Source organism: Nioella sediminis, from assembly GCF_001879695.1.
In the GTDB taxonomy this organism is placed as follows: Bacteria; Pseudomonadota; Alphaproteobacteria; order Rhodobacterales; family Rhodobacteraceae; genus Nioella; species Nioella sediminis.
Map to the genome: position 1 here is coordinate 40,142 of NZ_MNBL01000042.1, position 23,764 is coordinate 63,905.

Here is a 23,764-nt window from a genome sequence, read left to right on the forward strand (position 1 = left end):
GGGGCGCGATCCTCCGCCGATCCCGGCGATACCAGACATGAAAGGAAGCGTGTGATGTTCAAAGGCTCGATGCCCGCATTGGTCACGCCGTTCAAGGACGGCGCGGTGGATTTTGACACGCTGAAGAAACTTGTCGAGTGGCACATCGCCGAAGGCAGCAGCGGTCTGGTGCCCGTGGGCACGACGGGTGAAAGCCCGACCCTGACCCATGAGGAACATGAACAGGTGATCGAGGCCGTGGTGGAAGCCGCCGCAGGCCGGGTGCCGGTCATCGCCGGGGCCGGGTCCAACAACACGGTCGAGGCGATCCGCTTCCTGCAGCACGCCAAGGCCGTGGGTGCGGATGCGGGTCTTGTGGTGACGCCCTATTACAACAAGCCGACGCAGGCCGGAATGATCGCCCATTACACGGCGCTGACTGAGGCCTGCGATCTGCCGATCGTGATCTACAACATTCCCGGCCGCTCCGTGGTCGATATGACCCCCGCCACCATGGGCGAACTGGCCAAGCTGCCCTCCATCGTGGGTGTGAAGGATGCAACCGGCGATCTGGCGCGCGTCAGCTGGACCCGGATCGCCTGCGGGCATGACTTCTGCCAGCTCTCGGGAGAGGACGCGACCGCCCATGGCTTTAACGCGCAAGGCGGTGTGGGCTGTATTTCGGTGACCGCGAACGTCGCCCCGCGCCTCTGCGCGGACATGCAGAACGCGACGCTGGCGGGTGACTATGCCAAGGCACTTCAGATCGCCGACAAGCTGATGCCGCTGCATCGCGCGATCTTCCTCGAACCGGGGCTGTGTGGTGCGAAATACGCGATGTCGGTTCTGGGCCTCTGCTCGGACGAGGTGCGCCTGCCGCTGGTGCCGGTGACCGACGCCACCAAGGCCGAGATCCGGGCCGCCATGACGCACGCCGGCCTGATCGACTGATATGAGCGGAATCCGCGACGGTGAGGTGACGCTGCCCTTTGATCCGGCTGACCGGACCGAGGCGGGGGTTGCCTTCATCGGGCGGATCCGCACGCCGTGGTTCAAGGGGCACGGGCCCAAGAACCTGATCCAGGCACGCGAAACCGGGCAGGGGGCGACGATTGAACTCGCCCCCGCCTATATCCCCTGCCTTGAGGGGCTGAAGGAAGGCACACCCGTCGTACTGCTCTACTGGATGGACAAGGCGGCGCGGAACATCGCGGTGCAGAACCCGCACCATACCGATGGCACGCGCGGCACCTTCGCCCTGCGATCCCCGGCGCGACCCAACCCGATTGCGATGGCGGTGGTGGTCCTGCAGGGGATCGACCGCGCCACCGGCCTGCTGACCATCGACGCGATGGATTGCTACGACAACACACCGCTTCTGGACATCAAACCGTGGAAAGCCTCCATCGACGTACCGCCGGGCGCGTGATCATTCCTCCACCACGGGCATGCCGTTGCGATCAAAGCGGTAGGTCACCAGTTCCAGACGGGCGAGATCCCACCGTTCCTGCTGTAGGTGATCCTCGATCCTGACCGGAAATCCGTGCGGTTCCAGCGTGATGAGATCAGGCAGAATGGCCTCTGGCGGGATCGGGTCGCCGGTGATCTCGACATGCAGGGTCTGGAGCCGACGCAGGATCTCCAGCACCTCCTCCACGCCCGGCAGCGCCTCTTGCGGTGCGAGCACATAGTCGCGCAATACCTGCCCGTCCTGTGCGATCAGCCGGGCAAGTTCCGTATCGAAGCCTTGATAGGCCGAGGTCGGTTCGTCGAGTAGCATGAGCTCGGCATCCATCATCACGCTACGCGATATGGCAACCCGCTGCTGCTGACCGCCGCTCAGCGTCTGGCCGGTCGGGCTTGGGGTTCCCGTCAGGCCAATGGCACCTTCCAGCGCGGCCTGTACGGCCTCCCGCTGGTTCGGGTCCACACCATCCAGCATGTCGGGGATCAGCTCGGCCACCGTTGCGCGGGCCTCATCCAGCGCGCTTGTGTCCCCGGTGGCACCCATTGCCCCGGCGGCATTGGCCATCTGCATGGCGGCCTGCAGATCGACAAAGCGTCCGCCGCGCGCGTCCCAGACCCGGATGGTGCCGAAATTCAGATCGGCCACGAGTGCGCCATCGTGACCGGGATTGAGGGCAAACATGTTCTGGGACAGGATCATGACCATTGTGGATCGCCCCTGTCCGGAGGCCCCAAGATATTCCACCAGATGCCCACGCTGCTGCGCGAACAGGCTGGATGGAACAAGAATGAACAAAGCAATCAGGATGATGCGGCGCATTGAAATCCTCCCCGGACAATACCTGTCTGAAACCGGGTTCAGCATAGCACAACTCTGCCTTGTGCGCAGCCGCCACTGCAGGACCGGTAGACAGCGCGGGCAAGCCACACTACATCGGGCGGATCATGGCCAAGAAACCGAAGACAGACCCCAACTACAAGGTGATCGCCGAGAACCGGCGGGCGCGCTACGACTATGCCATCGAGGATGACATAGAATGTGGGATCGTGCTGCAGGGGTCCGAGGTGAAATCGCTGCGCGAGGGCGGGTCGAACATCGCCGAAAGCTATGCCGCCGTGGATGAGGGCGAGCTGTGGCTGGTCAACAGCTACATCGCCCCCTATGCGCAGGCCAAGACCTGGGGCCACGAAGAACGGCGCCGCCGCAAGCTGTTGGTCAGCAAGAAAGAACTGTCCAAGCTGTGGAATGCGACGCAGCGGCAGGGCATGACGCTGGTGCCGCTGGTGATCTATTTCAACCACAAGGGCATCGTGAAGCTGAAGATCGGCATCGCCAAGGGCAAGAAGACCCAGGACAAGCGTGCCACCGAAGCCAAACGTGACTGGCAAAAGCAGAAAGCCCGCCTGTTGCGGGACCGGGGCTGACAACCCGCCCTCTTGAAAGCAGGCCCCGGCCCGCGTAGGGCTATCAAAACCCCGTGCCTGACGGAGACCCGCATGTCCGCCGATGACCCCAAGATGCTCGTATCCACCCAGTGGCTTGCCGATCATATGAAAGATCCGGATTTGCGGATCATTGATGCGTCCTACTACCTGCCCGACATGGGGCGCGACGCGAAGGCCGAATATGACGCCGCCCACATCCCCGGCGCGCGGTTCTTCGATATCGACGATATCAGCGATTCCGTCAGCGACCTGCCCCACATGGCGCCGCCGCCGGAAAAGTTCATGAGCCGCATGCGCGCCATGGGCGTGGGCGATGGCCATCAGGTTGTGGTCTATGACGGCAACGGGCTGTTCTCCGCCGCGCGGGTCTGGTGGCTGTTCCGGCTGATGGGCAAGACCGATATCGCCGTGCTGGATGGCGGCATCCGCAAATGGCAGGCCGAGGGGCGCGAGATCGAGGACATGCCCCCGATCGTGCGCGACCGGCACATGACCGCGCAGCGTCAGGCGCATCTGGTCAAGGACGTCACGCAGGTGGCCGCCGCCGCCAAGCTCGGCGACTGGCAGATCGTGGATGCCCGCAGCGCCGGTCGTTTCCGCGGTGAAGAAGCGGAACCGCGCGAGGGTCTGCGGTCGGGCCGCATTCCAGGCTCGAAAAACGTGCATTATGCGACGCTGCTGAACGAAGATGGCACCATGAAACGCGGCGACGAACTGCGCGCGGCGTTCGAGGCGGGCGGTGTGGACCTGAACAAGCGCATCATCACCACCTGCGGCTCAGGCGTAACGGCGGCGATCCTGTCGCTCGGGCTGGAACTGCTCGGCCACAAGGACTGGGCGCTTTACGATGGCTCCTGGTCCGAATGGGGCCAGTTCGATCAGCTCAAGGTCGAGGTGGGATGACCATCACCCCCGCAGGCACCGAAGTCGCCTACACGATCACCTATCTGGAGATGACCGAGGCCCCTGCCCCGGCCCCTGCGTTGCCGGATGACGTCCGGCTGGAGCGCTGCGAACAACCCCCGGTCTGGTTCTTCCTGTCGCTCTACGATGCCGTGGGGCGGATGTATGAGTGGGTCGACAAGTTTAACGAGCGGCCGGAGGCCGTGAAGGCTTTCGTCCAACACCCCGATGTGACGCTCTACGTCGCCTACCGCCATGGCTGGCCCAACGGGTTCTTCCAGCTCGACTGGCGCGAAGAAGGTGTGTGCGACCTCGCCTATTTCGGGCTTGTGCCCGCGGCCATCGGCGGCGGTATCGGCGGCGCGCTGTTGCGCACGGCCATCGCGACCGGCTGGTCGCGTAAGGGCGTTGGCAAGATGACCGTCAATACCTGCACGCTGGACCATCCCCGCGCGCTCGACCTCTACAAGCGTGTCGGCTTCCGGCCCGTCCGCACCGAGGATCACACCCGCATCCTGACCCGCGACCGCGATCCGTCACAGTTTCCCGCCTGAGGAGAGGCACGATGTTCGAGACCCTGACCGCCCCGCAGCCCGACAAGATCATCCAGCTGATGCAGATGTTCCGCGAGGACACGCGGGATGGGAAGGTCGATCTGGGCGTCGGCGTCTACAAGACACCCGAGGGCAAGACCCCGGTCATGAAGGCCGTGAAAGCGGCGGAAGAGCTGGTCTGGCAAACACAGGACAGCAAAGGATATGTCGCGCTGGCGGGCGACGCGGGCTATCTGGCCGCGATGAAGGGGCTGCTCTTTGTCGACGCGGTACCGCATACGCGCCTCGCTGCGGCGGGCACGCCGGGCGGCACCGGCGCCGTGCGTCAAGTGCTGGAGATGGTCAAGCGCCTGACGCCTGACGCCACCGTCTGGATCAGCGCACCGACCTGGCCCAACCACCCGGCGATCATCAGCTACCTTGGCCTCGCCATGCGCGAGTACCGCTATTACGACGCCGAAAGCGGCGGGCTGGACCGTGCGGGCATGATGCAGGATCTGGCGGGCGTGAAAAAGGGCGACCTGATCCTCGTGCATGGCTGCTGTCACAACCCCACCGGCGTGGACCTGACGCTCGACGACTGGCGCGCGCTTGGCGGGCTGTGCCTGTCCACGGGGGCGATCCCCTTCGTTGACATGGCCTATCTGGGCTTCGGTCAGGGCATCGAGGAAGACGCCGCCGGGATGCGCCTGCTGGCGGCAATGGTTCCCGAGATGCTGATTGCGGCCTCCTGTTCCAAGAATTTCGGCCTCTACCGCGACCGTGTGGGCATCGCCATGGCGCTCTGTGGGGATGATAAGGCCGCAGCAGCGACCGGCGGAATGCTGGCCTGGCTCAACCGTCAGAACTTCGCTTTCCCGCCGGATCATGGCGCGCGGGCGGTGCAGACCATTCTGGGCGATCCCGGCTTGACAGATGTCTGGCGGAGCGAATTGCGCGAGATGCGCGAGGGCATGCAGGCCAATCGAGAGGCTCTGGCCGCCGAGTTGCAACGCATCACCGGGTCCGACCGTTTCGCGTTTCTTGCCGCACATCGCGGCATGTTCTCGCTGCTTGGCGCAAGCCTGGAGCAGGTGGAGCAACTGCGCGCAGAGCACGGCATCTACCTCGTCTTCGACAGCCGCATGAACGTGGCGGGCCTGACGCCCGAGACGATTCCGCTGGTGGCGAAGGCGGTGGCCGAGGTCATGGGCTAAGAAAAATCTTCGGGAAGATTTTTGCAGCACCAGAAGAATTTTCCTGAAAATTCTTCCATGGCGCGGGGCTTGCCATCCGGCCCCCGCCTGCGCTAAAGCGCGCCGTCCCTGCCCGTCAGGGCCAAGTCTCCGCTACCTTGTCAAAACGGACCATATACATGACCCGCTCTTATCTGCCCGGCATTCTTGCCATGGCGGCCGTTGTCGTCGCCTCGAACATCCTCGTCCAGTTTCTCTTCGGCCAATGGCTGACCTGGGGGGCCTTCACCTACCCTGTCGCGTTCCTTGTCACCGACGTCATGAATCGCGTCTATGGTGTTGATGCCGCTCGGAAAGTTGTGGTTTCCGGCTTTGTGGTCGGGGTTATCTGCTCTCTCATCGGCACGCAGATCATGGGGGAATTCGGCCCGCTCGTGACCCTGCGCATCGCCATTGGCTCCGGTCTTGCCTTCCTGACCGCGCAACTGCTTGATGTTGCTGTGTTTAATCGCCTGCGCGAGGGCGTGTGGTGGCGGGCGCCTTTAGCGTCTACGCTGATCGGATCGTCTGTGGATACAGCGTTATTTTTCTCTATCGCTTTCTCGGGGGCGTTAACCTTTATCGAGCCGGGCAATGACGTGTCCTGGGCAGGGGAGGTTCTGCCGCTTCTGGGCGCCGGGCCGCAAGCGCCGCTTTGGGTGTCGCTGGCCGTGGCCGACTGGCTTGTCAAACTGTCGCTTGCTTTGGTGGCACTTGTCCCGTTCCGTGTGCTCACGGCGAAATTGACCGCACAGGTAGCATAAAAACTTTTGACAAACACAAAATCTATGGCACCCTCCTAGTACGAGTTCACAATCAGAAAGGAGGTGCCCATGTCGAGAGAGATATTGGAGAAGTGCGTCGGGACAGTCTGGGAGGGACGCGGCTAGGCAGCCTTAGCTGCGCAATCCATCCCAGGTGGGCCTTGGTCTAACCGACCCCACCTCCTTAATTTCTCGGAAAGGGTCGCCCCCGTGGCGGCCCTTTTCTGTTAACAAACAGGGGGGGGCGCCATGCGTACACCCCCCGTGCACCCCCTGTACACCCCCCGTGCATACGGAAAGACGACATGCTGAGGATCACCGACCAGATCACCATCGCCGATTGGGAGATGACGGAACAGTTCACCCGCGCCTCCGGCCCCGGCGGGCAGAACGTGAACAAGGTGTCCACGGCGGTGGAACTGCGGTTCGAGGCGGAGCGGTCCCCGAACCTGCCCGACCCAGTGAAGCGGCGGCTGAAACGGCTGGCCGGTCAACGCTGGACCAAGGACGGCGCGGTGGTGATCTTCGTGCAGGACACGCGGAGCCAGGCAAGGAACCGGGAGATCGCGCGGGAGCGGCTGGCAGAGCTCATTGGGCGGGCAACGGTGGCGCCCAAGAAACGCCGCCCGACCCGGCCCACCAAGGGCAGCGTCGAGCGGCGCCTCAAGGCCAAGAAGGTACGGGGAGAGGTGAAGCGGTTAAGGGGGGAGACGGGGGAGTAGGGCGTGGGGCGGGCGCGCAATCTACAGGCAAGCAAATACATACTTCCACAGGAGCGAATGTTTCTATATTGTTCTCATCATATCCATCGGAGTGAGAGATGAACGAAGACCAGCCAGTGCAGCTTGTAGAAGACGAAACCACTGGAGACCGCTTTCTGGTTTACAGCACTAGTGCGGGATACAGGATAGACATCCAGTTCGATGGAGATACTCTTTGGATGTCGCAAGCACAGATCGGTCAACTTTTCGGTCGTGACCGTACTTCTATAACCAAGCATATCAGCAACATACTTGAAGAAGGAGAGCTTGACGAAGAGAGTTGTGTGCAAAAAGTTCACAAAACTCAGACTGGCAGACCGACTGCACTCTATAGTCTCGACATGGTGATTTCCGTCGGTTACCGGGTGTCATCTGCTCAAGCAACCTTGTTTCGACGGTGGGCCACTGGGATACTAGTGCAGTATGCCAAAAAAGGCTTTGTCGTTGATAGCCCACGCCTTAAGGCGCCTGAGAACAATGACCGCCTTGCAGAACTTCGCGAAATTATACGCGACATCAGGTCCGATGAAGCCAACGTTTATCGAGAGTTGAAGCGCATTTGCGCAATGTGCCAAGACTATGACGGATCTAGCGAACAAGCGCGTAGTTTCTACCAGAGGACACAAGCTAAACTTGTGTACGCTGTTACATCGCATACACCAGCAGAGATTATCTCTGATCGTGCGAACTCGGGTGAACCGAACATGGGTCTTCAAACTTGGCCCAATGAGAACATACGCAAACAAGATGTGACCGTTTCCAAGAACTATCTCGCGGAAGCGGAAATCAGGGAGCTGAATCGTCTAACAACGATACTTCTAGACATTTTTGAAGACCAAGCGGAGCTTGGACGGCTCATAGTGATGGCTGATGCAGCTAGACTACTCGACAAACAGCTTGGCGATCTGGGGAGATCTGTGCTTCGCGATGGTGGACGTGTGAGTTCTACTGCGGCTAGGAAAAAAGCGCACAATGAGTATGGCAAGTTTGACAAATCGCGCAAGCGAGAGCGCCAGCTCGAAGCTGACGAAAAAATCCAAATACTAGCTGAACAAGCTAGACGCCTGCCGCGAGAATCCAAAAAAAAATGAATTTATTCAGATACTAAGAGTCCTGCATGACAGGGCTCCCTTTCAAACCACAACCTCCACCCGTTCCTGCTCACCCACCCCGAACACCCGTTTATACCGGGCGATCTCGTCTGCTGGCCCCATGGCCTTCTCGGGGTTGTCCGAGAGCTTCACCGTGGGCCGCCCGTTGGCTGCCACAGCTTTGCACACCAGCGAGAACGGCGCCAGCGCGTCATTGGGGACCAGCCCGCGGAAATCATTGGTCAGCAGCGTGCCCCAGCCAAACGAAACCCGCACGCGGCCGGCAAACTGCGCCTGAAGCTCCTCGATCTTTTCCACGTCCAGCCCGTCGGAGAAGATGACGAGTTTCTGGCGCGGGTCCTCGCCGCGCGACTTCCACCAGTCGATGGCGATCTCGGCCCCCGTCGCGGGGTCGCCTGAATCGATGCGGATGCCGGTCCAGCCCGCCAGCCAGTCGGGGGCGTTTTTCAGGAAGCCCTCGGTCCCGTAGGTGTCGGGCAGGATGATGCGCAGGTTGCCCGAATGCTCCTCATGCCAGTCGGCGAGCACGTCATAGGGTGCGCGGGCGAGGTCGGCGTCGGTTTCCGTCAGCGCGGCGTAGACCATGGGCAGTTCGTGGGCGTTGGTGCCGATGGCCTCGATATCGCGCTTCATGGCGATGAGGCAGTTGGAGGTGCCGACGAATTTCTCTCCCAGCCCCTCCATCATCGCCTGCACGCACCAGTCCTGCCACAGGTAGGAATGGCGGCGGCGGGTGCCGAAATCGGCGATGCGTAGGTCGGGCAGGTGGCGCAGGCGTTCGACCTTCTGCCACAGATGAGTCATGGCGCGGGCGTAGAGCACCTGCAGCTCGAACTTGCCCATATGTTGCAGGACGGCGCGGCCGCGCAGTTCCATGAGCACGGCAAGCGCGGGGATTTCCCACAGCATGACCTCGGGCCAGTTGCCTTCGAAGGTCAGCTCGTACTGGCCGTCGCGTTTTTCGAGGTGATAGGCGGGCAGGCGCAGTTTCTCGAACCAGTCCATGAATTCGGGCGTGAACATCTGACGCTTGCCGTAGAACATGTTGCCGCGCATCCAGGTGCTTTCGCCTCGGGCAAGGGAGAGCGAGCGGATGTGGTCAAGCTGTTCGCGCAGCTCGCCCTCGTCGATGAGGTTGGCCAGCGGGATGCGCGTGGTGCGGTTGATGAGGCTGAAGGTCACCTGCGTGTCGGGTTTGTTGCGGAAGACCGACTGGCACATCAGCAGTTTGTAGAAATCCGTGTCGATGAGCGAGCGGACGATCGGGTCGATCTTCCACTTGTGGTTATAGACGCGAGTGGCGATGTCGACCATTTTTCAAACTCCTGTGCGCATGGGCCGTTAGAGCAAAGCAGACAGGGGGAGGGCAAGGATTTCCCTCGCCTGTTTGCCGGAAAGGGGCTAGGCACGCCGGTATGAGCGACATGTTTGACATCTTCCTTGTGGCCCCGCCGGGACTTGAGGGCACTCTGGCAGAGGAAGCGCGCGAGGCGGGGTTCTCTGGCGTCCAAGCGGTGCCGGGCGGGGTCGAGACGCGGGGCGATTGGCCCGAGGTCTGGCGCGCGAACCTGTGCCTGCGGGGGCCGGCGCGGGTGCTGGTGCGGGTGGCGGAGTTTCGGGCGATGCATCTGGCGCAGCTCGACAAGCGGGCGCGCAAGGTGGATTGGGCGACGGTGCTGCGGGCGGACCGGCCCGTGAAGGTGGAGGCCACCTGCCGCAAGTCGAAGATCTACCATGCCAAGGCCGCCGTGCAGCGGGTGTCGCGCGCCATCAATGAAACGCTCGGTTGCCCGATCAGCGACAAGGCCGAGATCGTGGTAAAGGTCCGCATTGACGATGACCTGTGCACCATCAGCCTCGATACGACCGGCGAGGCGTTGCACAAACGTGGGCACAAGCCCGCCATGGGCAAGGCCCCGATGCGGGAGAATCTGGCGGCGCTGTTTCTGCGGCAATGCGGGTTTGACGGGTCGGAACCGGTGGTCGATCCGATGTGCGGCTCGGGGACCTTTCCGATTGAGGCGGCAGAGATTGCGGCAGGGCTTTATCCCGGCCGATCGCGGGGCTTTGCCTTCGAGGGACTGGCGGGGTTCGATCCGGGGGCCTTCGACGCGATGAAGGACGGGGCCAGAGTGGCCACGCCGCAGGCCCGGTTCTACGGCTATGACCGGGATGCGGGCGCGGTGAAGAACGCAGGCGAGAACGCGGACCGGGCAGGCGTCGGCGCCTTTTGCCAGTTCGCCCGGCAGGCGGTCAGCGATCTGGAACCGCCCGAGGGGCCGCCGGGTCTGGTCATCGTCAACCCGCCCTATGGCGAGAGGATCGGCAACCGGAAGCTCCTGTTTTCCGTCTATGGCGCGCTTGGCAAGACCTTGATGGACCGCTTCAGCGGATGGCGCGTGGGGCTGGTGAGCAGCGATGGCGGGCTGGCAAAGGCGACCGGGCTGCCCTGGCTGCCGACTGAGGCCCCGGTGGCCCATGGCGGGCTGAAGGTGACGCTGTGGCGGACGGGGCCTCTGGCCTGAACACCTGCCCGCCCTGCCCTCGCGGCCATGGCCCAAGAGAAACCCCATCTGCCGACCAAGATCTGCGCCACCTGCGGGCGCCCATTTGCGTGGCGGATGAAATGGTCGAAGGTGTGGGACGGGGTGATCTGCTGCCCAGATCGGTGCCCGGAAGACGCGCGCCGGTTGCGGATCTTGCCCCGCCGGTGACGAGCGCTGATTCGCGCCGCCTTCGGTTGCAGGTTTTCTGGCATAGTTGGCATGACATCCTTGGTGACAAGATCATATTTGGAGTGGAGCTACGGGAGACCGGATGTGCCGATTGTCAAAGCGAAGAACCCGGTTGACGCCTATCGCGCATGGGCGTCGGCGTCCGATGTCAGTGAGTTGAGCGGCCGCGCCCATCGGAGCTACCTGACGGAGTTCGTTTCCGAACGTATCCTCGCGGCGGTGAAGATGCGCGAAGAGGCTTCGCTTCTGGATGTCGGGTGCGGTGACGGGACATTGCTGATCATGGCGCGCCGATCCGGTGCCCGTGGTCGTCTGGCCGGTGTGTTGCCTTCGCCTGAAGAGGTCGACCGGGTGCGGCACCGTCTGGACAGCGAACATCCGGGCTGTTCGATTGCGGTGACACAAGGTCTTGCCGACGCGCTGCCCGTCCCGGATGGCTCGGTCGACTGCCTTGTCTGCAATGGGGTCCTGCATATCGTGGGGTCGGATGATGAAAGCGTGGGCAAGGCCATCGCGGAGATCGCCCGCGTGACTGTCGCGGGCGGGACGATCTATATCGGTGAGGTGCCGGACCGAGACGAATTCGCCGGAGAGGATTATGGTTCCTCCCTGCTGGATTACCTGCGCGGCGTGTATCGCCACCAGGGCTTTGGACATCTGTTGAAAGCCCTGCGCAAACTGATGGCGTCCGTCCTTGGGTCGAGACCGTTCGTTTATGGAGTGTATTCGTGCTATTTCAGCCCCCCGGAGACATTCACCAAGCTCCTGGAACGGCACGGCATTCAGGTTGAAAGCCACGCAAGGCATCAAGTCCTGAAACGAAAGGGCCGCGTCGTCGATAGCCCCAGCCGGTGGAACTATCTGTGTCGGAAGGCCTGAACACTGGCCAATTTGCCGTCGCTTAGCGCGCCGGGGCGTGGTGGGCGCGCGAGTCCGCAGAATAACGCCTCGGTCTGCCGAGTTGCCCAGGTTGCAGGCGAAGGAACAAATCCGCGACAGACTGCAGGCGGAGAGGACTGAACTGACGGAACCGCCTTGGAGGATCAAGTTGACCGCGCAGGTTCGCTTGAGGCCAGCGCCCGCGTTCCTGAACTCTCTGGCGTGATAGTCCCTCTGAAGCGATGAGTTCGAGACGCACTGGATACTTGCCAACTGCCATCGACCATGGGAGCCTCATTCATCGGATCGGTCGGTGGGAGAGCAGCGATGCAGAATTCAAACGTTATCTGGGAAAAGGTGGATCAGCACAAGGAAGACCTGATTACACTGTCGGATCGTGTCTTTGACATGCCGGAAACCCTATACAACGAGTACCGGTCCGTTGCTGAACACAAGGCGATGCTTGCACAGAAGGGCTTTCGGATAACCGAAAACGCTGCTGGAATCCCGACGGCTGTTACGGGCGAGGCCGGTGAAGAAGGACCGGTCATCGCGATACTCGGCGAGTTCGATGCGCTGCCTTACCTCAGCCAAGAGCCCGGTGTTGCGGAACCACGACCTCAGGAAGCCGGCGGAAACGGCCATGGCTGTGGACATAACCTGTTGGGCGCTGCCGCCCTGCTTGCCGCGACGGCCGTTAAGGACTGGATAGAGGATAACGGAATCAAGGCACGGGTCCGCTATTATGGATGCCCGGCGGAAGAGGGCGGTGCGGCCAAGGCCTTCATGGTGCGTGACGGGCTGTTCGACGATGTCGATGCGGCGATATCCTGGCACCCGGCCACGTTTACCGCCGTGAACAGGGCAAACTCGCTGGCCAACACCCGGATCGACTTCACCTTCCACGGAAAGGCAGCACATGCCGCAGGCGCACCCGAACTGGGCCGCAGCGCGCTGGACGCCGTGGAACTGATGAATGTCGGCATCAATTACATGCGCGAACACATGCCCGACGATGCGCGCGTTCACTATGCCTATCTCGACGCAGGCGGGGTTGCGCCAAATGTGGTGCAGCACCGGGCAACCGTTCGGCAACTGGTCCGCGCCTCGGACCTGCCCGGGCTTCGGTCGCTGATCGAGCGGGTCAAGAAGATCGCCGAAGGCGCCGCCCTGATGACCGAGACTCGCGTCGAATCCCGCGTCTTCACCGGGGTATCGAACCTGATCGGCAACCGGCCTCTGGAGGAGGCCATGCAGGTGGAGATGGAGCGTCTCGGCCCTGTCGCCTTTGACGAGGATGACGCGGCTTTCGCCCGAGATATACAACAGACGCTGACGGCGGACGATATCGCGGTGTCCTTCCGGCGCGTTGGCATGCCGGCACCGGACGAAAGCCTAGCCCTTTGCGATTTCGTGGCGCCGCTGGACCTCAAAGGTGAGGGCGGCGAGGGATCTACGGATGTCGGGGATGTCAGCTGGACCGTACCCACGGTTCAGGCCCGCGTGGCAACCTGCGCGGTCGGCACGCCGTTTCACACCTGGCAAACGGTTGCGCAAGGAAAGGCTCCGGCTGCGCATAAGGGTATGGTCTATGCCGCCAAGGTCATGGCGGCCACGGCCAAACGGGTGATCGAGGATCCTGCCCTGCTTGCAAGGGCAAAGGACCTGCACGCAGCCCATCTGAAGAAGACGCCCTATGTTTGCCCGCTTCCCGATGGGGTCGAACCGCCGATCGTGCCAAGGCCCGCCTCATGAGCGCGACCGACCCCAACAAGTACCCGATCGAGCTGCCCTTCCCCGATATCTCGCCCTACCGGGCCGGCAACACAGGCGTGGACTACTACACCAGCTTTGACAGCGGCGTGGCGGGGCCGCACGTCCTGATCAATGCCCTTGTCCACGGCAACGAGGTCTGCGGGGTCATCGCGCTGGACCATCTGTTCCGGTCTGGCGTCCGGCCAATGAAGGGTACGCTGACGCTCGGATTTTCCAATGTCGCGGCCTACGAGGCCTTTGACAGGGACGATCCGATGGCAAGCCGGTTTCTGGACGAGGACATGAACAGGGTCTGGGATACGGAAACTCTGGAGGGGGATCGCAGGTCGTGCGAACTGGATCGCGCCCGACAGATCCGCCCCCTGATCGACACGGTGGATATCCTGTTCGACGTGCATTCGATGCAGCACAAGACGGCCCCGGTGATCGTGGCCGGGCCGCTGGAAAAAAGCACCGCCATGTCAAGGCAGCTCGGGACACCGGAGATTATCGTGGCCGATACCGGCCATGCCGCGGGGCGACGGCTGCGCGACTATGGGGGCTTCGGTGACCCCGGCTGCCCCAAAACCGCTGTGCTGATCGAGTGCGGCCAACACTGGGAAGCGGCGGCGGGGCCGGTCGCGATCGACAGCGTATATCGCTGGCTGCTGCTGCACGGGATGATCGCGCCCGAGACAGCAGAGCCCAATCTCTTGCCCTTACCGGCAGAGCAGCGCGTGGTGAAGGTCGAGATGCCGGTCACGGTCGAGACCGACTGCTTCGAGTTCGCACAGCCCTTCACGGGTCTGGAGACGCTTTCCAAAGGGGATCTGATCGGCATGGATGGAGACAAGGAAATCCGCGCGCCGCATGATGGCTGCGTACTGATCATGCCAAGCCGCAGGCTGACCCCTGGGGCAACTGCGGTTCGACTGGGGCAGTGGGTGGACTAGAATTGTGCCCCGGCTCTGGCCTTATCCATCGTTCAGGTGGCAGGCGCTGGTGCGGCCGGGCGAGATTTCCTTCAGCGCGGGCACCTCGATCCGGCAGCGTTCGGTGGCATGTGGGCAGCGCGGATGGAAATGGCATCCTTTCGGCGGGTCCAGCGGGGACGGGATTTCCCCCTTGATGGGCGCGTAGATCCGCCGGTCCGTTTCGAGGCGTGGCGCCTCTGCCAACAGGGCCTTCGTGTAGGGATGGTTCGGTGCCGCGAACAGCTCTTCCGTCGGTGCCGTTTCGACGACCCGTCCAAGATACATGATTACCACGCGGTCGCTGAGATGTTCGACCACGCCCAGATCGTGGCTGATGAACAAATATGTCAGCCCCAGATCCTCACGCAAGTCCATGAACAGGTTCAGAACCTGCGCCTGGATCGACACGTCAAGCGCGGCGACGGCTTCGTCGCAGACGATGAAGTCCGGCTGCACGGCCAGGGCCCGCGCGATGCCGATACGCTGGCGCTGGCCGCCGGAAAACTGGTGTGGGTATCGATGCCGATAGGACGGATCAAGGCCCACCCGCTGCATGGTCATCGCCACGTAATCCTCGACCTCACCACGTTTGATCAGGCCATGGAAAAGGGGGGCCTCGCTAATGATGTCGGACACTTTCAGGCGCGGATTGAGGCTGCTCATGGGATCCTGAAAGATCATCTGGACCTTCAACCGGCTTTCCAGCAAGTCCTTGCCGCGCAGAGTTCGCACATCCTGTCCGAGATACCGGATGACACCGTCAGAGGGTTGATGGACCCCCGCCACGCAGCGGCCAAGCGTGCTTTTCCCGCAGCCGCTTTCCCCGACCAGACCCACCACTTCCCCGGGCATGATTGACAGGTTCACGCTGTCCACCGCGTGCACCGTGTGTTCCTCGACCTTGGCCCCGAGGCGGCGGGCGAATTTCTCGGCAATGTCGAGCTTCTTCACAAACCGCTTGGACACACCTTCCAGTTCAATGATCGGAGTGGTCATGCCGCCGTCCCCCGATCCTGTCCGACGCCAAGGGGATGGTGACACCGGACCAGGTGATCGCCCTCGGGCGTGGTGGCATCGGGTGCTGTTGCACAGGCTTCGCTGGCGCGGTCGCATCTTGGCCGGAACGCGCAGCCGGCCGGAAGATTCATCGGCAAGGGCGCCATGCCCCGAATCTGGGTTAGACGCGTGCCACGCGCATTGCGGGACGGGGCAGAGCCGATCAGACCGGAAGTGTAGGGATGGAAGGGCCGGTTCACGACCTCTTCGGTGGTACCCATTTCCACGATCCGCCCCGCATACATCACCGCCACCCGGTTCGCGAGGCCAGCCACCACCGCAAGGTCATGGGTGACCCAGATCATCGCCGTGTTGTGTTCGGCCACGAGTTTCTGAACTTCGTAGAGGATCTGCGCCTGGATGGTGACATCAAGCGCCGTCGTAGGCTCGTCCGCGATGATCAGGTCCGGCTGATGCAGAAGGGCAATCGCAATGGCCACACGCTGACGCATGCCGCCGGAAAACTGGTGCGGATAGCTTTTCAGACGCTCATCCGGGCTGGGAATGCCGACCTGCCCCAAGACGTCCCGACATCTTTGCCGCGCATCCTCATCGGTCCATTTGCCATGGGCACGCAATGCCTCGATCATCTGGGTATCGACCCTGAGGACGGGATTGAGCGTCATCATCGGATCCTGAAAGATCATCGCGATCCGGCGTCCGCGCAGGTCGCGCATCTTCGGTTCTGGCAATGCCACCAGATCCTGACCATCGAAGCGGATGGACCCTTCCACGATCCGGCCGGGCTGATCGACCAGACCCATGATCGAAAAGCCCGTCACGGATTTTCCCGAACCGCTCTCTCCTACAATGCCAAGGATCTCTCCCCGGTCGAGTTCGAACGAGACACCGTCAACGGACTTCACCACGCCCGCCTTGGTGAAGAAATGGGTTTTCAGATTGTCGATGCTCAGCAGGCTCATCGGTTCAGCCTCGGGTTCAGGATATCACGCAAACGGTCCCCCACAAGGTTGATGGCGATGATCGTGATCAGCAGCGCGATGCCGGGATAGACGCTGATCCAGTAGCGACCGGACAGCATGTATTCAAAACCGTTCGAGATCAGCAGGCCAAGGCTTGGTTCTGTCACCGGCAGGCCGATCCCAAGGAATGACAGGGTCGCCTCCAGCGCAATCGCATTTGCCACCTGCACGGTCGCGACGACGATGATTGGTGGCAGGCAGTTCGGCAGCAGATGCCGGAAGATGACGCGGGTGCGGGACAAGGCAAGGCACTGAGCGGCCTCCACATATTCCTTGCTGCGCTCAACCAGGGCCACGGATCTGGCAGTTCGCGCGAAGTAGGCCCATTGCACGATTACAAGTGCCAGCATGACCTTCTCGACACCGGAGCCGAGGATTGCGAGCAGCATCAGGGCCACGAGAATCGTCGGGAAGCTGAGCTGAAGATCGACGATGCGCATGATCACGGTTTCGATCTTGCCGCCGAAGAAGGCGGCAATCATGCCGAGGCTCAGGCCGATGACCATGGCGAAGAAGCAGGAGACGACACCGACAGCAAGGCTGGTCCGCAGGCCATACATGATCGCCGACAGCATGTCGCGCCCCTGACCATCCGTCCCCAGCCAATAGGTCATGATCGTCTCGCCTTCGGTCCCATGGACGGCCAGCTCCAACTCAAAGGGCTGATCCAGGGCACGGCTGGAGGAGATCGTAAATTCCTCAAGATCCGCGGGCTCGACAGTCCAGAACGACCGGAAACTATGCTTCTCGCCGACATTGAGATCCGCACCACGCGGCAACTCGTCCAGCCGCAGCGGCTCTAGCGGAACACTGTCCAGTGCCGGGTCGAAGACAAGGCGAACCACCACGGCATTTTCGTCGCTGACCGGCGTCCAGGACAGCACCGCGCCATCAAAGGGGGCCTCATCCAGAAAGGTGATCTCGGTTCGACCTTCGGTCGTTGGATCGATGGCGAGGATCAGATCGGTTTCCCACGGATCGGTCATCCGAAGGGAACCGGGTGGCTGACGGCTGTCCTCCAGACGGATTTCAGACAGATCATAAGGGTTCTGGGGCGCGATGACCGTCGCAAGGATCGCTATTGCGACGATACATAGCAAGATCACCAGCCCGAGCACAGCAAGCGGGCTTTCAACGAAGTCCCGCGCAATACGCACCGCAGGGGGCACCGGCTTGACCGGTTTCTGGTCGGGGGCCGACGCGGTGCCGGGGTCGATCTCGATGCTGCTCATGCCTTTTGGTCCGAAAGCCGGACGCGCGGGTCCAGAATTGCGTAGAGGATATCCACGATGAGGTTGATGGTGATGAAAAGGCACACAATCACGATTAGATAGGCGACGATCACCGGTCGGTCGAGCTGGAAGATGCTGTCAATGATGAGCTTGCCCATACCGGGCCAGGCGAACACCGTCTCGGTCACGACGGCGAAGGCGATGACCGAGCCGAATTCCAGGCCGATGATGGTGACAAGCGGGATCATGATGTTCTTGAGCACATGCAGGCCAATGACGCGGCGGGGCCGCAGCCCCTTCGCTCGGGCGAATTTCACATAGTCCAGATTGATCGTCTCACGCACCGAGGCGCGGGTCAGGCGGATGACGAGGCTTGTCTTGAACAGGGCCAGATTGATCGCCGGCAGGATCAGATGGCTTATCCCATCCCAGGAAAAGAAACTGCTTTCTATCCCGAGGAATTCGCCGCGTTCCCCGCGGCCACCGGCAGGCAACCACTGAAGGATCACGGCAAACAGCATGATCAACATCAAGCCTTGCCAGAAATTGGGCAGCGAGAACCCGAAGATCGAACCGGTCATGATTGTCCGGCCAGCGATGCTTTCGGGCTTCAGGCCGGCATAGAGACCCAGTGGAACCCCCATGAAAATCGCAAGGATCATCGCGCAGATGGCAAGTTCCATCGTCGCCGGAAAGCGTTGCAACACCAGTTGCAGGGCCGGTTCGCCAAAGACGAAACTGGTGCCCAGATCGCCCCTGACAAGATTGCCCAGAAAGGCGAGGTATTGTTCGGGCAGACTTCTGTCGAGTCCGAGCCGGGCGATGGCGGCTGCCCGCTCTGCCTCGGTGGCGTCCTGGCTGATCAGGATTTCAACCGGATTGCCGATTGCATAGACCCCCGCGAACACGAGAACCGTCATGACAAGGATGACGAGGATGCTCTGCATCAATCGGCGGATTATGAAAACCGTCATGGTCGCAGATCTGTCCCTAACGTGATCCCCATCGAGAACCGAGGAGACTCAGCAGTCGTTTGGCAAGGGACGGGCGGAGAGCCGAAACCCTCCGCCCGCATCAGGTCACTTATTCGATCACCACATTGGTCGGACGCGTATATTCGTCCGTCCGCGGGAGGTACCGAAGTCCGGCACGCGTGGCCCAGGTGTTCACCTGGAAATGCGTTGGGATCAGCCCGATTTCACGCATGGCGATTTCCGTGGCCCGCGCCAGCAATTCCTGGCGAAGATCGTCATCGACGGTGTTCAGCGCCAGTTGCAGGGTTGCGTCGAACGCGGCGCTTGAATAGCGGCCACGGTTCGTCCGGCCAAGGCCCGTATCGTCGTCGCGCGTGTGCAACAGCGCGCGCAGCGGCGACGAGGCTTCACCGGTGCCCGATCCCCAGCCAACCAGCATCAAGGAGAATTCGGATCCGTTCTCGTCCCCTGTCGCGCGGCCGAAATAGACCGACCGCGGCATGGTTTCGACTTCGGTCTGAATGCCGACACGGGTCAGCATCTGCGCGATTGCCTGGGCGATCTGCTCATCGTTGATGTAGCGGTCGTTCGGGCCGTGGATCGTCAGGCGGAAGCCGTCCGGATACCCGGCCTCGGCCAGCAGTTCACGCGCGCCTTCCGGGTCGTATTCCGGCACCTCGATATTGTCGGAGACACCGAAGAATCCTTCCGGCAGCACCTGCCCGGCGGGGATTGCGATGCCCTCCATCACCTCTTCCACGATGGTTTCGCGGTCGATTGCCATGGAGATGGCGCGCCGCACCCTCACGTCCTGAAACGGATTGAAGATCTGGTTGCCATCATTGTCCGTCACGAAAGGTGAGTAGACCCGGCGGCTATCGATATGCAGGTAGATCACCCGGTTCGACACGCCCTGGCTGAGAACGATGTCCTCGTTGCCTTCAAGCGTTTCGATGTCGGATGTCGGAACCCCCGAGATCACATCGACATCGCCCGCCAGAAGCGCCGCGACGCGCGCCGCGTCAGAGCTGATGGGACGATAGGTGACGGTATCAAATTGCGGAGCGCCACCCCAATAGTCGGGATTGGCTTCCAGCACGATGCTCTCGCCGGGGGTATAGCTGACGAAGCGGTACGGACCGGTTCCGATGCTGGCGGGGCCGGCGTTGAACTCTTCCGTTGTTGCCTCGGGATTTTCCGAACTGATGATCTGAATGGTGGACAGGTCGATCGGAAGCAGCGGGTAGGGACCATTGGTGCGGAACTGAATGGTATGATCGTCAACAACGATGATCTCGGCGATGCCCGCAGTGTAGGTCGCGAAAGACGACGGGCTGTTGGGCACGTTCGGCACACGCTCGTAGCTGAAGACCACGTCTTCGGCGGTGAAGGCAGAGCCGTCATGGAAGGTCACGCCTTCACGAAGCTGAAACTCCCAGACATCATCGGCAATCGGCCCCCACTCGACGGCAAGGCCCGGCCCAAGCTGCTGGTTGCTGTCCTGATGCAGAAGGCGATCGTAGATCAGCCCCACGATCTGGTTGTTGTTGCCGGTGTTATGGTAGTGCGGGTCCATGGCCGTGACCTCGGACGCCACCGCAATCGTAATATCTTCGGCATGGGCGACTGTGCCCAAAACCATCCCCGCCGCAAGCGTTGCGGCAGACAATGACTTCCACATTGCATTAACTCCCTGTTTTCAACGGTTCGATGCCTTTTTCGAGGGGTGCTCTTGAGGGCACCTTTTTTTCAGGCATGGCTCACGTTAGACGCAATCTTCCGAATACGGGTAGCATTTTTTTCCCTTCGACTGATGCAAGGCACCAGGAAACCGGATCAATAGAAGGGCTTGATGTCGCCTGACAGGCTATGGGCGCGCGTGTTTATAGGGAAGTTTGGAGATATCCGCCGGCCCGTAATCCGCTGTGTCGATGATGACGATTGCGGCGGCAAAGCCATCCCAGGCGGCCCGAAAATGCGTTTTCGACCGTAGCAGGACAATGTCGAACGCCTCGGGATCGAGATCGAACTGCAAGAACGGGTCAAAGTCGATCGCACTTTGTGACAGGCTCGTGACACTGATCTTCATTCCGCCCACATCCAGCAGAACGCTGTCCCCCAGGCGAACCTCGCTGCCCGCCCGCATCTCTCCGGTGCCGCGATATCTGAAATCCCGCTTCACGGCATCGACCCGTGCCGTCACGCGGATCGGACCGCCAGCTTTCGGGGCGGAATGCCCCCCAAGGCAAAGCTGAACCTCCGCGCCCTGACCGGCCGCGATGGCCTCTGCCACCGACCCCGGATCCCAGAGGAAGGGCACCGCAATCCGCATCCGGTCGGAAAGGGCCAGCAAGTGGCGCAACCCATGGGTGCTGTCATTTGCGCGGTCTGCATGTTCCAGGATGACAACCGGACGATCCGACCCGCCCGCGATGGCGCACGCTTTTTCAATGCCCTCTTTCAACCCGTAGACAGGAACGGGCGCGGCAAGGGCCTGCCTGTGGTGATCGACCTGATCCGAAAGGTCGTCTGCCAGGGCCTGAGCCTCTTCCCCTGCTCCATCGACGACCGCCACGACCGATGCCCCGCAATTGGGAACATCCGCATAGGCAAACCCGGCAAAGAGCGACACGTCCCGATATCTGGCGGCGGCGTCAGAGGCGCGTTTCGCCCTCTCGACAAGGCCCTTGAGGGGGACAAGATCCGTTGCGGAGAAGATGGACGGCAGGATCAACCCCGGCCTGGCCAATGCCATGGCGAGGCGAATTTCGCCCCTGAGGGTCTGCAACAGGCATCGCGCCGCGCGTTCGCCCGTTGCCCCCATGTCAATGTGAGGAGAGTACCGATAGCCGAATACCGCCGTCGCCCCCGCGATAGACTGCGCGTCCAGATTGGCATGGTAATCCAGTGCAACCATGATCGGCATATGCGGTCCGGCAGCCTGTCGGATCGCGTCAAGCGTGCGCGCGTCCGGGTCCAATTCGTCCTGGGTGACCATCGCCCCGTGCAGATGCAACAGAACCCCGTCAACACTGCCCCGAACGGCGCCAATGCCGTCCACGATTTCCTGACGATAGGCCGCGACCGCCGCCTGATCGGCAAGCCCGGCGGCCCCGCCATCGGCATGAAGGATCGGGACGGGCTCCGCCCCGGCCTCATCAAGGATCCTCAGGAAGCCTCCCATGACGGTGTTGGAGTTGTGAAAGGTCTCGACAAGATCCGGGCCGCGCTTGGTTCCCGCCTCGAACACGTCATGACCGGTGACATGAGGCAGGAAGGTCGCGCATTCCATATGCAGCCCGGCTAGGGCGATACGATAGCTCATGGCAACAACTCCTGGGCTTCGAGATACGGGATGGCCCAGTCAGGCGGTGACCAGACGGCATCCGTATCAAGCGGATAGACAGGGCGCGGCAAGCCCCTGAAATGGAAGTTGCTCAGCACCGGGCTGGTCAGACCCGTCGTGTCCACTTCAAGCACCTGTTCCGGCGTGAAGAACTCGTCGAACCCCGCGCGGAAATGGCCGCGGCTTTTGACGACCAGGGCCCGAAAATCCCTTGGATCAAGCCCGAGATGCTCGAAATAAACCGGGTCGGCGCATTGCTTTCGGTTGCTGGCGACAACCACGGTCACGCCCGCGAGTCTCAAGGCAGCTGTCGGCCCCAGATCCACGCGTCGGCCAGCGACGAGCCCGCGTCGCCCGACGACGCATCCGTCACTCAGGGCAACAACCTCCGCTTCGACGGCAAACGGCACGCCGAATCCGTCGGACCCGCCGCGCAGGAACCGCGCAGCGAACCTCGCGCCTATCCCGGCAGAGGCAGCTTCGGCCGCAAGGTCCGCGTCGATGAAAAGCCCATAGAGTACATCGTCGGCCTTCGCTTCGATCAAGGCCTGCAAGAGATCGCTGGATGTCCCGAGGCCGCCACCGCCGGGATTGTCACCAGCATCCGACAGGATCCATCGCGCGCCGCCCGCGGCGGTGACCGCCTGAATGGCATCCGCGATTGATGTCAGGCTCCGCGTGAACCGGTGTCTTTCGGCCCAAAGCTGCCCGGCCAGACGTGCGGTTTCGCGCTCGGCAACGGTTCGGTCCGTCGCTGTGACAAGAACAGCCACACCGTTGTCGGGCGTATCGCTATAGACAAACCCGCCAAGCACCGTGGCATTCGCGACAATCCCATGTGCATCCGTAAGGCGGGCCGCTTCCCGGACCTGTTCGGCATAGGGCCCCGAACCATCTGTCAGCAAGGTCACGCTGGCCGGCGTCAGCGGTAGGCGCAGATGGCGCATGTGGAACCTGGTTCCCTTGATCATGCGGGAAAGGATGATCGCGGCCTCTCTTGCAACCTGTGCCTGATCGACATGAGGATTGGTGCGGTAGCCAATCAGGCAATTGGCGGCACGGACCATCCTGTCGGAAAGGTTTGCATGAAGATCAAGCGTCGCGACGACAGGCACATGCGGCCCGACGGCCTCGCGAACGACCTCTAGCAAAGCACCATCGGGGTCGAGAGTCTCTACGCCGACCATCGCGCCATGGCTGGCAACATAAACCCCATCAATCGGCCCAAGGTCAGTCAATCGCGTGCGTATAATGCTCAGGACAGTGTGCAGCACGTCTTCGTCCAACGGGCCGCCTGGCTCTGCACCAGCCACAAGAACGGGCAGCACCTCCGTATGCAGATGGCTGCGGATCTCCTCCAGAAACGCCGGAATCTCAGCTCCCTGCCGTGGCGCATCGCTGGCGGCATCCAACAGGATCTCCTGCCCTACAAGCCATGTTCGACGGTCAAAATCAGCGCGATGCGTCCTCGGCGCGAACCGGTTGCTTTCGAGGAGAAAGCCCAAAACGGCGATCCTGGCCATGGCGGCTACCGGCACTTGCGAAACTGAAACCGTAGTCTATGCGCACAAAGCGCGTCAGTCGAGCCTTTCGGATCTGTCGCGCTGTGCATGTGCCGATGATCCCAAGT

23 protein-coding genes are annotated in these 23,764 nt (G+C 61.9%); 14 read left to right on the top strand and 9 right to left on the bottom strand.

The features are described 5' to 3' along the window. Positions 1-54 precede the first annotated feature (54 nt). Together dapA and BKY26_RS06510 are read left to right on the top strand one after the other, a co-directional pair. Positions 55-930 (top strand): 4-hydroxy-tetrahydrodipicolinate synthase, encoded by an 876-nt coding sequence (gene dapA, locus BKY26_RS06505; RefSeq protein ID WP_071689591.1) that lies wholly within the window; start codon positions 55-57, stop codon positions 928-930. Between the two features lies 1 nt (position 931). Continuing rightward, the gene (locus BKY26_RS06510) at positions 932-1,408 is read left to right on the top strand and encodes a TrmO family methyltransferase domain-containing protein (protein WP_071689592.1); all 477 of its coding nucleotides are present in this window, start codon (positions 932-934) and stop codon (positions 1,406-1,408) included. Here the strand turns inward: BKY26_RS06510 and BKY26_RS20765 are convergent, their stop codons facing one another. Further along, positions 1,409-2,266 (bottom strand): ATP-binding cassette domain-containing protein, encoded by an 858-nt coding sequence (locus tag BKY26_RS20765; protein WP_071689593.1) that lies wholly within the window; start codon positions 2,264-2,266, stop codon positions 1,409-1,411. A 125-nt stretch (positions 2,267-2,391) separates the two neighbouring features. Between BKY26_RS20765 and smpB the strand changes: the two genes are divergently transcribed. The 7 genes from smpB (at position 2,392) to rhuM (ending at position 8,179) form a co-directional block, all read left to right on the top strand. Further along, positions 2,392-2,871: an SsrA-binding protein SmpB gene (gene smpB / locus BKY26_RS06520; protein WP_071689594.1), complete on the top strand. Its 480-nt coding sequence runs from the start codon at positions 2,392-2,394 to the stop codon at positions 2,869-2,871. Between the two features lie 72 nt (positions 2,872-2,943). Beyond that, positions 2,944-3,795 carry a 3-mercaptopyruvate sulfurtransferase gene (gene sseA, locus BKY26_RS06525; RefSeq protein WP_071689595.1) on the top strand — a complete coding sequence of 284 codons (852 nt, stop codon included), beginning with the start codon at positions 2,944-2,946 and terminating at the stop codon, positions 3,793-3,795. Continuing rightward, positions 3,792-4,349: a GNAT family N-acetyltransferase gene (locus BKY26_RS06530; RefSeq protein ID WP_071689596.1), complete on the top strand. Its 558-nt coding sequence runs from the start codon at positions 3,792-3,794 to the stop codon at positions 4,347-4,349. Before sseA ends, BKY26_RS06530 begins: the two co-directional genes overlap by 4 nt. 11 nt (positions 4,350-4,360) lie before the next feature. Further along, positions 4,361-5,545, top strand: a complete 1,185-nt coding sequence (locus BKY26_RS06535; RefSeq protein ID WP_071689597.1) for an amino acid aminotransferase — start codon at positions 4,361-4,363, stop codon at positions 5,543-5,545. 158 nt (positions 5,546-5,703) lie between these two features. Then, entirely contained in the window at positions 5,704-6,327 is a 624-nt protein-coding gene (locus tag BKY26_RS06540) for a queuosine precursor transporter (protein ID WP_071689598.1), read from the top strand. Positions 6,328-6,632: 305 nt separating this feature from the next. Further along, positions 6,633-7,049 carry an alternative ribosome rescue aminoacyl-tRNA hydrolase ArfB gene (gene arfB, locus BKY26_RS06545; RefSeq protein WP_071689599.1) on the top strand — a complete coding sequence of 139 codons (417 nt, stop codon included), beginning with the start codon at positions 6,633-6,635 and terminating at the stop codon, positions 7,047-7,049. Between the two features lie 98 nt (positions 7,050-7,147). After that, a complete protein-coding gene (gene rhuM / locus BKY26_RS06550; protein WP_071689600.1) occupies positions 7,148-8,179 on the top strand; it encodes a RhuM family protein in 1,032 nt (343 codons plus the stop codon). Between the two features lie 42 nt (positions 8,180-8,221). On the opposite strand, the gene pncB is transcribed toward rhuM, so the two are convergent. Then, the gene (gene pncB / locus BKY26_RS06555; RefSeq protein ID WP_071689601.1) at positions 8,222-9,514 is read right to left on the bottom strand and encodes a nicotinate phosphoribosyltransferase; all 1,293 of its coding nucleotides are present in this window, start codon (positions 9,512-9,514) and stop codon (positions 8,222-8,224) included. Positions 9,515-9,615: 101 nt separating this feature from the next. Here pncB and BKY26_RS06560 point away from each other — a divergent pair, with 101 nt between their 5' ends. From BKY26_RS06560 to BKY26_RS06580, 5 genes are all read left to right on the top strand, one after another. Further along, complete coding sequence (locus BKY26_RS06560) at positions 9,616-10,725, top strand: THUMP domain-containing class I SAM-dependent RNA methyltransferase (protein ID WP_071689602.1); 1,110 nt, start codon at positions 9,616-9,618, stop codon at positions 10,723-10,725. Positions 10,726-10,752: 27 nt separating this feature from the next. Next, positions 10,753-10,914: a DUF2256 domain-containing protein gene (locus BKY26_RS06565; RefSeq protein WP_071689603.1), complete on the top strand. Its 162-nt coding sequence runs from the start codon at positions 10,753-10,755 to the stop codon at positions 10,912-10,914. 105 nt (positions 10,915-11,019) lie between these two features. Then, positions 11,020-11,814 carry a class I SAM-dependent methyltransferase gene (locus tag BKY26_RS06570; protein WP_071689604.1) on the top strand — a complete coding sequence of 265 codons (795 nt, stop codon included), beginning with the start codon at positions 11,020-11,022 and terminating at the stop codon, positions 11,812-11,814. Between the two features lie 327 nt (positions 11,815-12,141). After that, positions 12,142-13,569, top strand: coding sequence for an amidohydrolase (locus BKY26_RS06575; protein ID WP_071689605.1), 1,428 nt, complete (start codon positions 12,142-12,144; stop codon positions 13,567-13,569). Next, a complete protein-coding gene (locus tag BKY26_RS06580) occupies positions 13,566-14,522 on the top strand; it encodes a M14 family metallopeptidase (RefSeq protein ID WP_071689606.1) in 957 nt (318 codons plus the stop codon). The genes BKY26_RS06575 and BKY26_RS06580 overlap by 4 nt, the downstream gene beginning before the upstream one ends. 21 nt (positions 14,523-14,543) lie before the next feature. Here BKY26_RS06580 and BKY26_RS06585 read toward each other — a convergent pair whose 3' ends face one another. From BKY26_RS06585 to BKY26_RS06615, 7 genes are all read right to left on the bottom strand, one after another. Beyond that, complete coding sequence (locus BKY26_RS06585; protein ID WP_071689607.1) at positions 14,544-15,539, bottom strand: ABC transporter ATP-binding protein; 996 nt, start codon at positions 15,537-15,539, stop codon at positions 14,544-14,546. Then, complete coding sequence (locus BKY26_RS06590) at positions 15,536-16,522, bottom strand: ABC transporter ATP-binding protein (RefSeq protein WP_071689608.1); 987 nt, start codon at positions 16,520-16,522, stop codon at positions 15,536-15,538. The genes BKY26_RS06585 and BKY26_RS06590 overlap by 4 nt, the downstream gene beginning before the upstream one ends. Beyond that, a complete protein-coding gene (locus tag BKY26_RS20830; protein WP_083431348.1) occupies positions 16,519-17,814 on the bottom strand; it encodes an ABC transporter permease subunit in 1,296 nt (431 codons plus the stop codon). Before BKY26_RS20830 ends, BKY26_RS06590 begins: the two co-directional genes overlap by 4 nt. Further along, entirely contained in the window at positions 17,811-18,788 is a 978-nt protein-coding gene (locus BKY26_RS06600; RefSeq protein WP_071689609.1) for an ABC transporter permease, read from the bottom strand. The genes BKY26_RS20830 and BKY26_RS06600 overlap by 4 nt, the downstream gene beginning before the upstream one ends. A 109-nt stretch (positions 18,789-18,897) precedes the next feature. Continuing rightward, entirely contained in the window at positions 18,898-20,469 is a 1,572-nt protein-coding gene (locus tag BKY26_RS06605; protein WP_071689610.1) for an ABC transporter substrate-binding protein, read from the bottom strand. Positions 20,470-20,655: 186 nt separating this feature from the next. Next, entirely contained in the window at positions 20,656-22,113 is a 1,458-nt protein-coding gene (locus BKY26_RS06610) for a M81 family metallopeptidase (RefSeq protein ID WP_071689611.1), read from the bottom strand. Then, positions 22,110-23,657 (bottom strand): M81 family metallopeptidase, encoded by a 1,548-nt coding sequence (locus tag BKY26_RS06615; RefSeq protein WP_071689612.1) that lies wholly within the window; start codon positions 23,655-23,657, stop codon positions 22,110-22,112. Before BKY26_RS06615 ends, BKY26_RS06610 begins: the two co-directional genes overlap by 4 nt. Between the last annotated feature and the right edge of the window lie 107 nt (positions 23,658-23,764).

What these genes read in the sequence shown, in the direction of transcription:
- BKY26_RS06510 (WP_071689592.1), top strand. Translation starts at nt 932, where the DNA reads ATGAGCGGAATCCGCGACGGTGAGGTGACGCTGCCCTTTGATCCGGCT.
- BKY26_RS06575 (WP_071689605.1), top strand. Translation starts at nt 12,142, where the DNA reads ATGCAGAATTCAAACGTTATCTGGGAAAAGGTGGATCAGCACAAGGAA.
- BKY26_RS06585 (WP_071689607.1), bottom strand. Translation starts at nt 15,539, where the DNA reads ATGACCACTCCGATCATTGAACTGGAAGGTGTGTCCAAGCGGTTTGTG.
- BKY26_RS06610 (WP_071689611.1), bottom strand. Translation starts at nt 22,113, where the DNA reads ATGAGCTATCGTATCGCCCTAGCCGGGCTGCATATGGAATGCGCGACC.
- BKY26_RS20765 (WP_071689593.1), bottom strand. Translation starts at nt 2,266, where the DNA reads ATGCGCCGCATCATCCTGATTGCTTTGTTCATTCTTGTTCCATCCAGC.
- BKY26_RS06560 (WP_071689602.1), top strand. Translation starts at nt 9,616, where the DNA reads ATGAGCGACATGTTTGACATCTTCCTTGTGGCCCCGCCGGGACTTGAG.
- BKY26_RS06600 (WP_071689609.1), bottom strand. Translation starts at nt 18,788, where the DNA reads ATGACGGTTTTCATAATCCGCCGATTGATGCAGAGCATCCTCGTCATC.
- BKY26_RS06565 (WP_071689603.1), top strand. Translation starts at nt 10,753, where the DNA reads ATGGCCCAAGAGAAACCCCATCTGCCGACCAAGATCTGCGCCACCTGC.
- arfB (WP_071689599.1), top strand. Translation starts at nt 6,633, where the DNA reads ATGCTGAGGATCACCGACCAGATCACCATCGCCGATTGGGAGATGACG.
- BKY26_RS06580 (WP_071689606.1), top strand. Translation starts at nt 13,566, where the DNA reads ATGAGCGCGACCGACCCCAACAAGTACCCGATCGAGCTGCCCTTCCCC.
- pncB (WP_071689601.1), bottom strand. Translation starts at nt 9,514, where the DNA reads ATGGTCGACATCGCCACTCGCGTCTATAACCACAAGTGGAAGATCGAC.
- smpB (WP_071689594.1), top strand. Translation starts at nt 2,392, where the DNA reads ATGGCCAAGAAACCGAAGACAGACCCCAACTACAAGGTGATCGCCGAG.
- rhuM (WP_071689600.1), top strand. Translation starts at nt 7,148, where the DNA reads ATGAACGAAGACCAGCCAGTGCAGCTTGTAGAAGACGAAACCACTGGA.
- BKY26_RS06530 (WP_071689596.1), top strand. Translation starts at nt 3,792, where the DNA reads ATGACCATCACCCCCGCAGGCACCGAAGTCGCCTACACGATCACCTAT.
- BKY26_RS06590 (WP_071689608.1), bottom strand. Translation starts at nt 16,522, where the DNA reads ATGAGCCTGCTGAGCATCGACAATCTGAAAACCCATTTCTTCACCAAG.
- dapA (WP_071689591.1), top strand. Translation starts at nt 55, where the DNA reads ATGTTCAAAGGCTCGATGCCCGCATTGGTCACGCCGTTCAAGGACGGC.
- BKY26_RS06615 (WP_071689612.1), bottom strand. Translation starts at nt 23,657, where the DNA reads ATGGCCAGGATCGCCGTTTTGGGCTTTCTCCTCGAAAGCAACCGGTTC.
- sseA (WP_071689595.1), top strand. Translation starts at nt 2,944, where the DNA reads ATGTCCGCCGATGACCCCAAGATGCTCGTATCCACCCAGTGGCTTGCC.
- BKY26_RS06605 (WP_071689610.1), bottom strand. Translation starts at nt 20,469, where the DNA reads ATGTGGAAGTCATTGTCTGCCGCAACGCTTGCGGCGGGGATGGTTTTG.
- BKY26_RS06540 (WP_071689598.1), top strand. Translation starts at nt 5,704, where the DNA reads ATGACCCGCTCTTATCTGCCCGGCATTCTTGCCATGGCGGCCGTTGTC.
- BKY26_RS06535 (WP_071689597.1), top strand. Translation starts at nt 4,361, where the DNA reads ATGTTCGAGACCCTGACCGCCCCGCAGCCCGACAAGATCATCCAGCTG.
- BKY26_RS20830 (WP_083431348.1), bottom strand. Translation starts at nt 17,814, where the DNA reads ATGAGCAGCATCGAGATCGACCCCGGCACCGCGTCGGCCCCCGACCAG.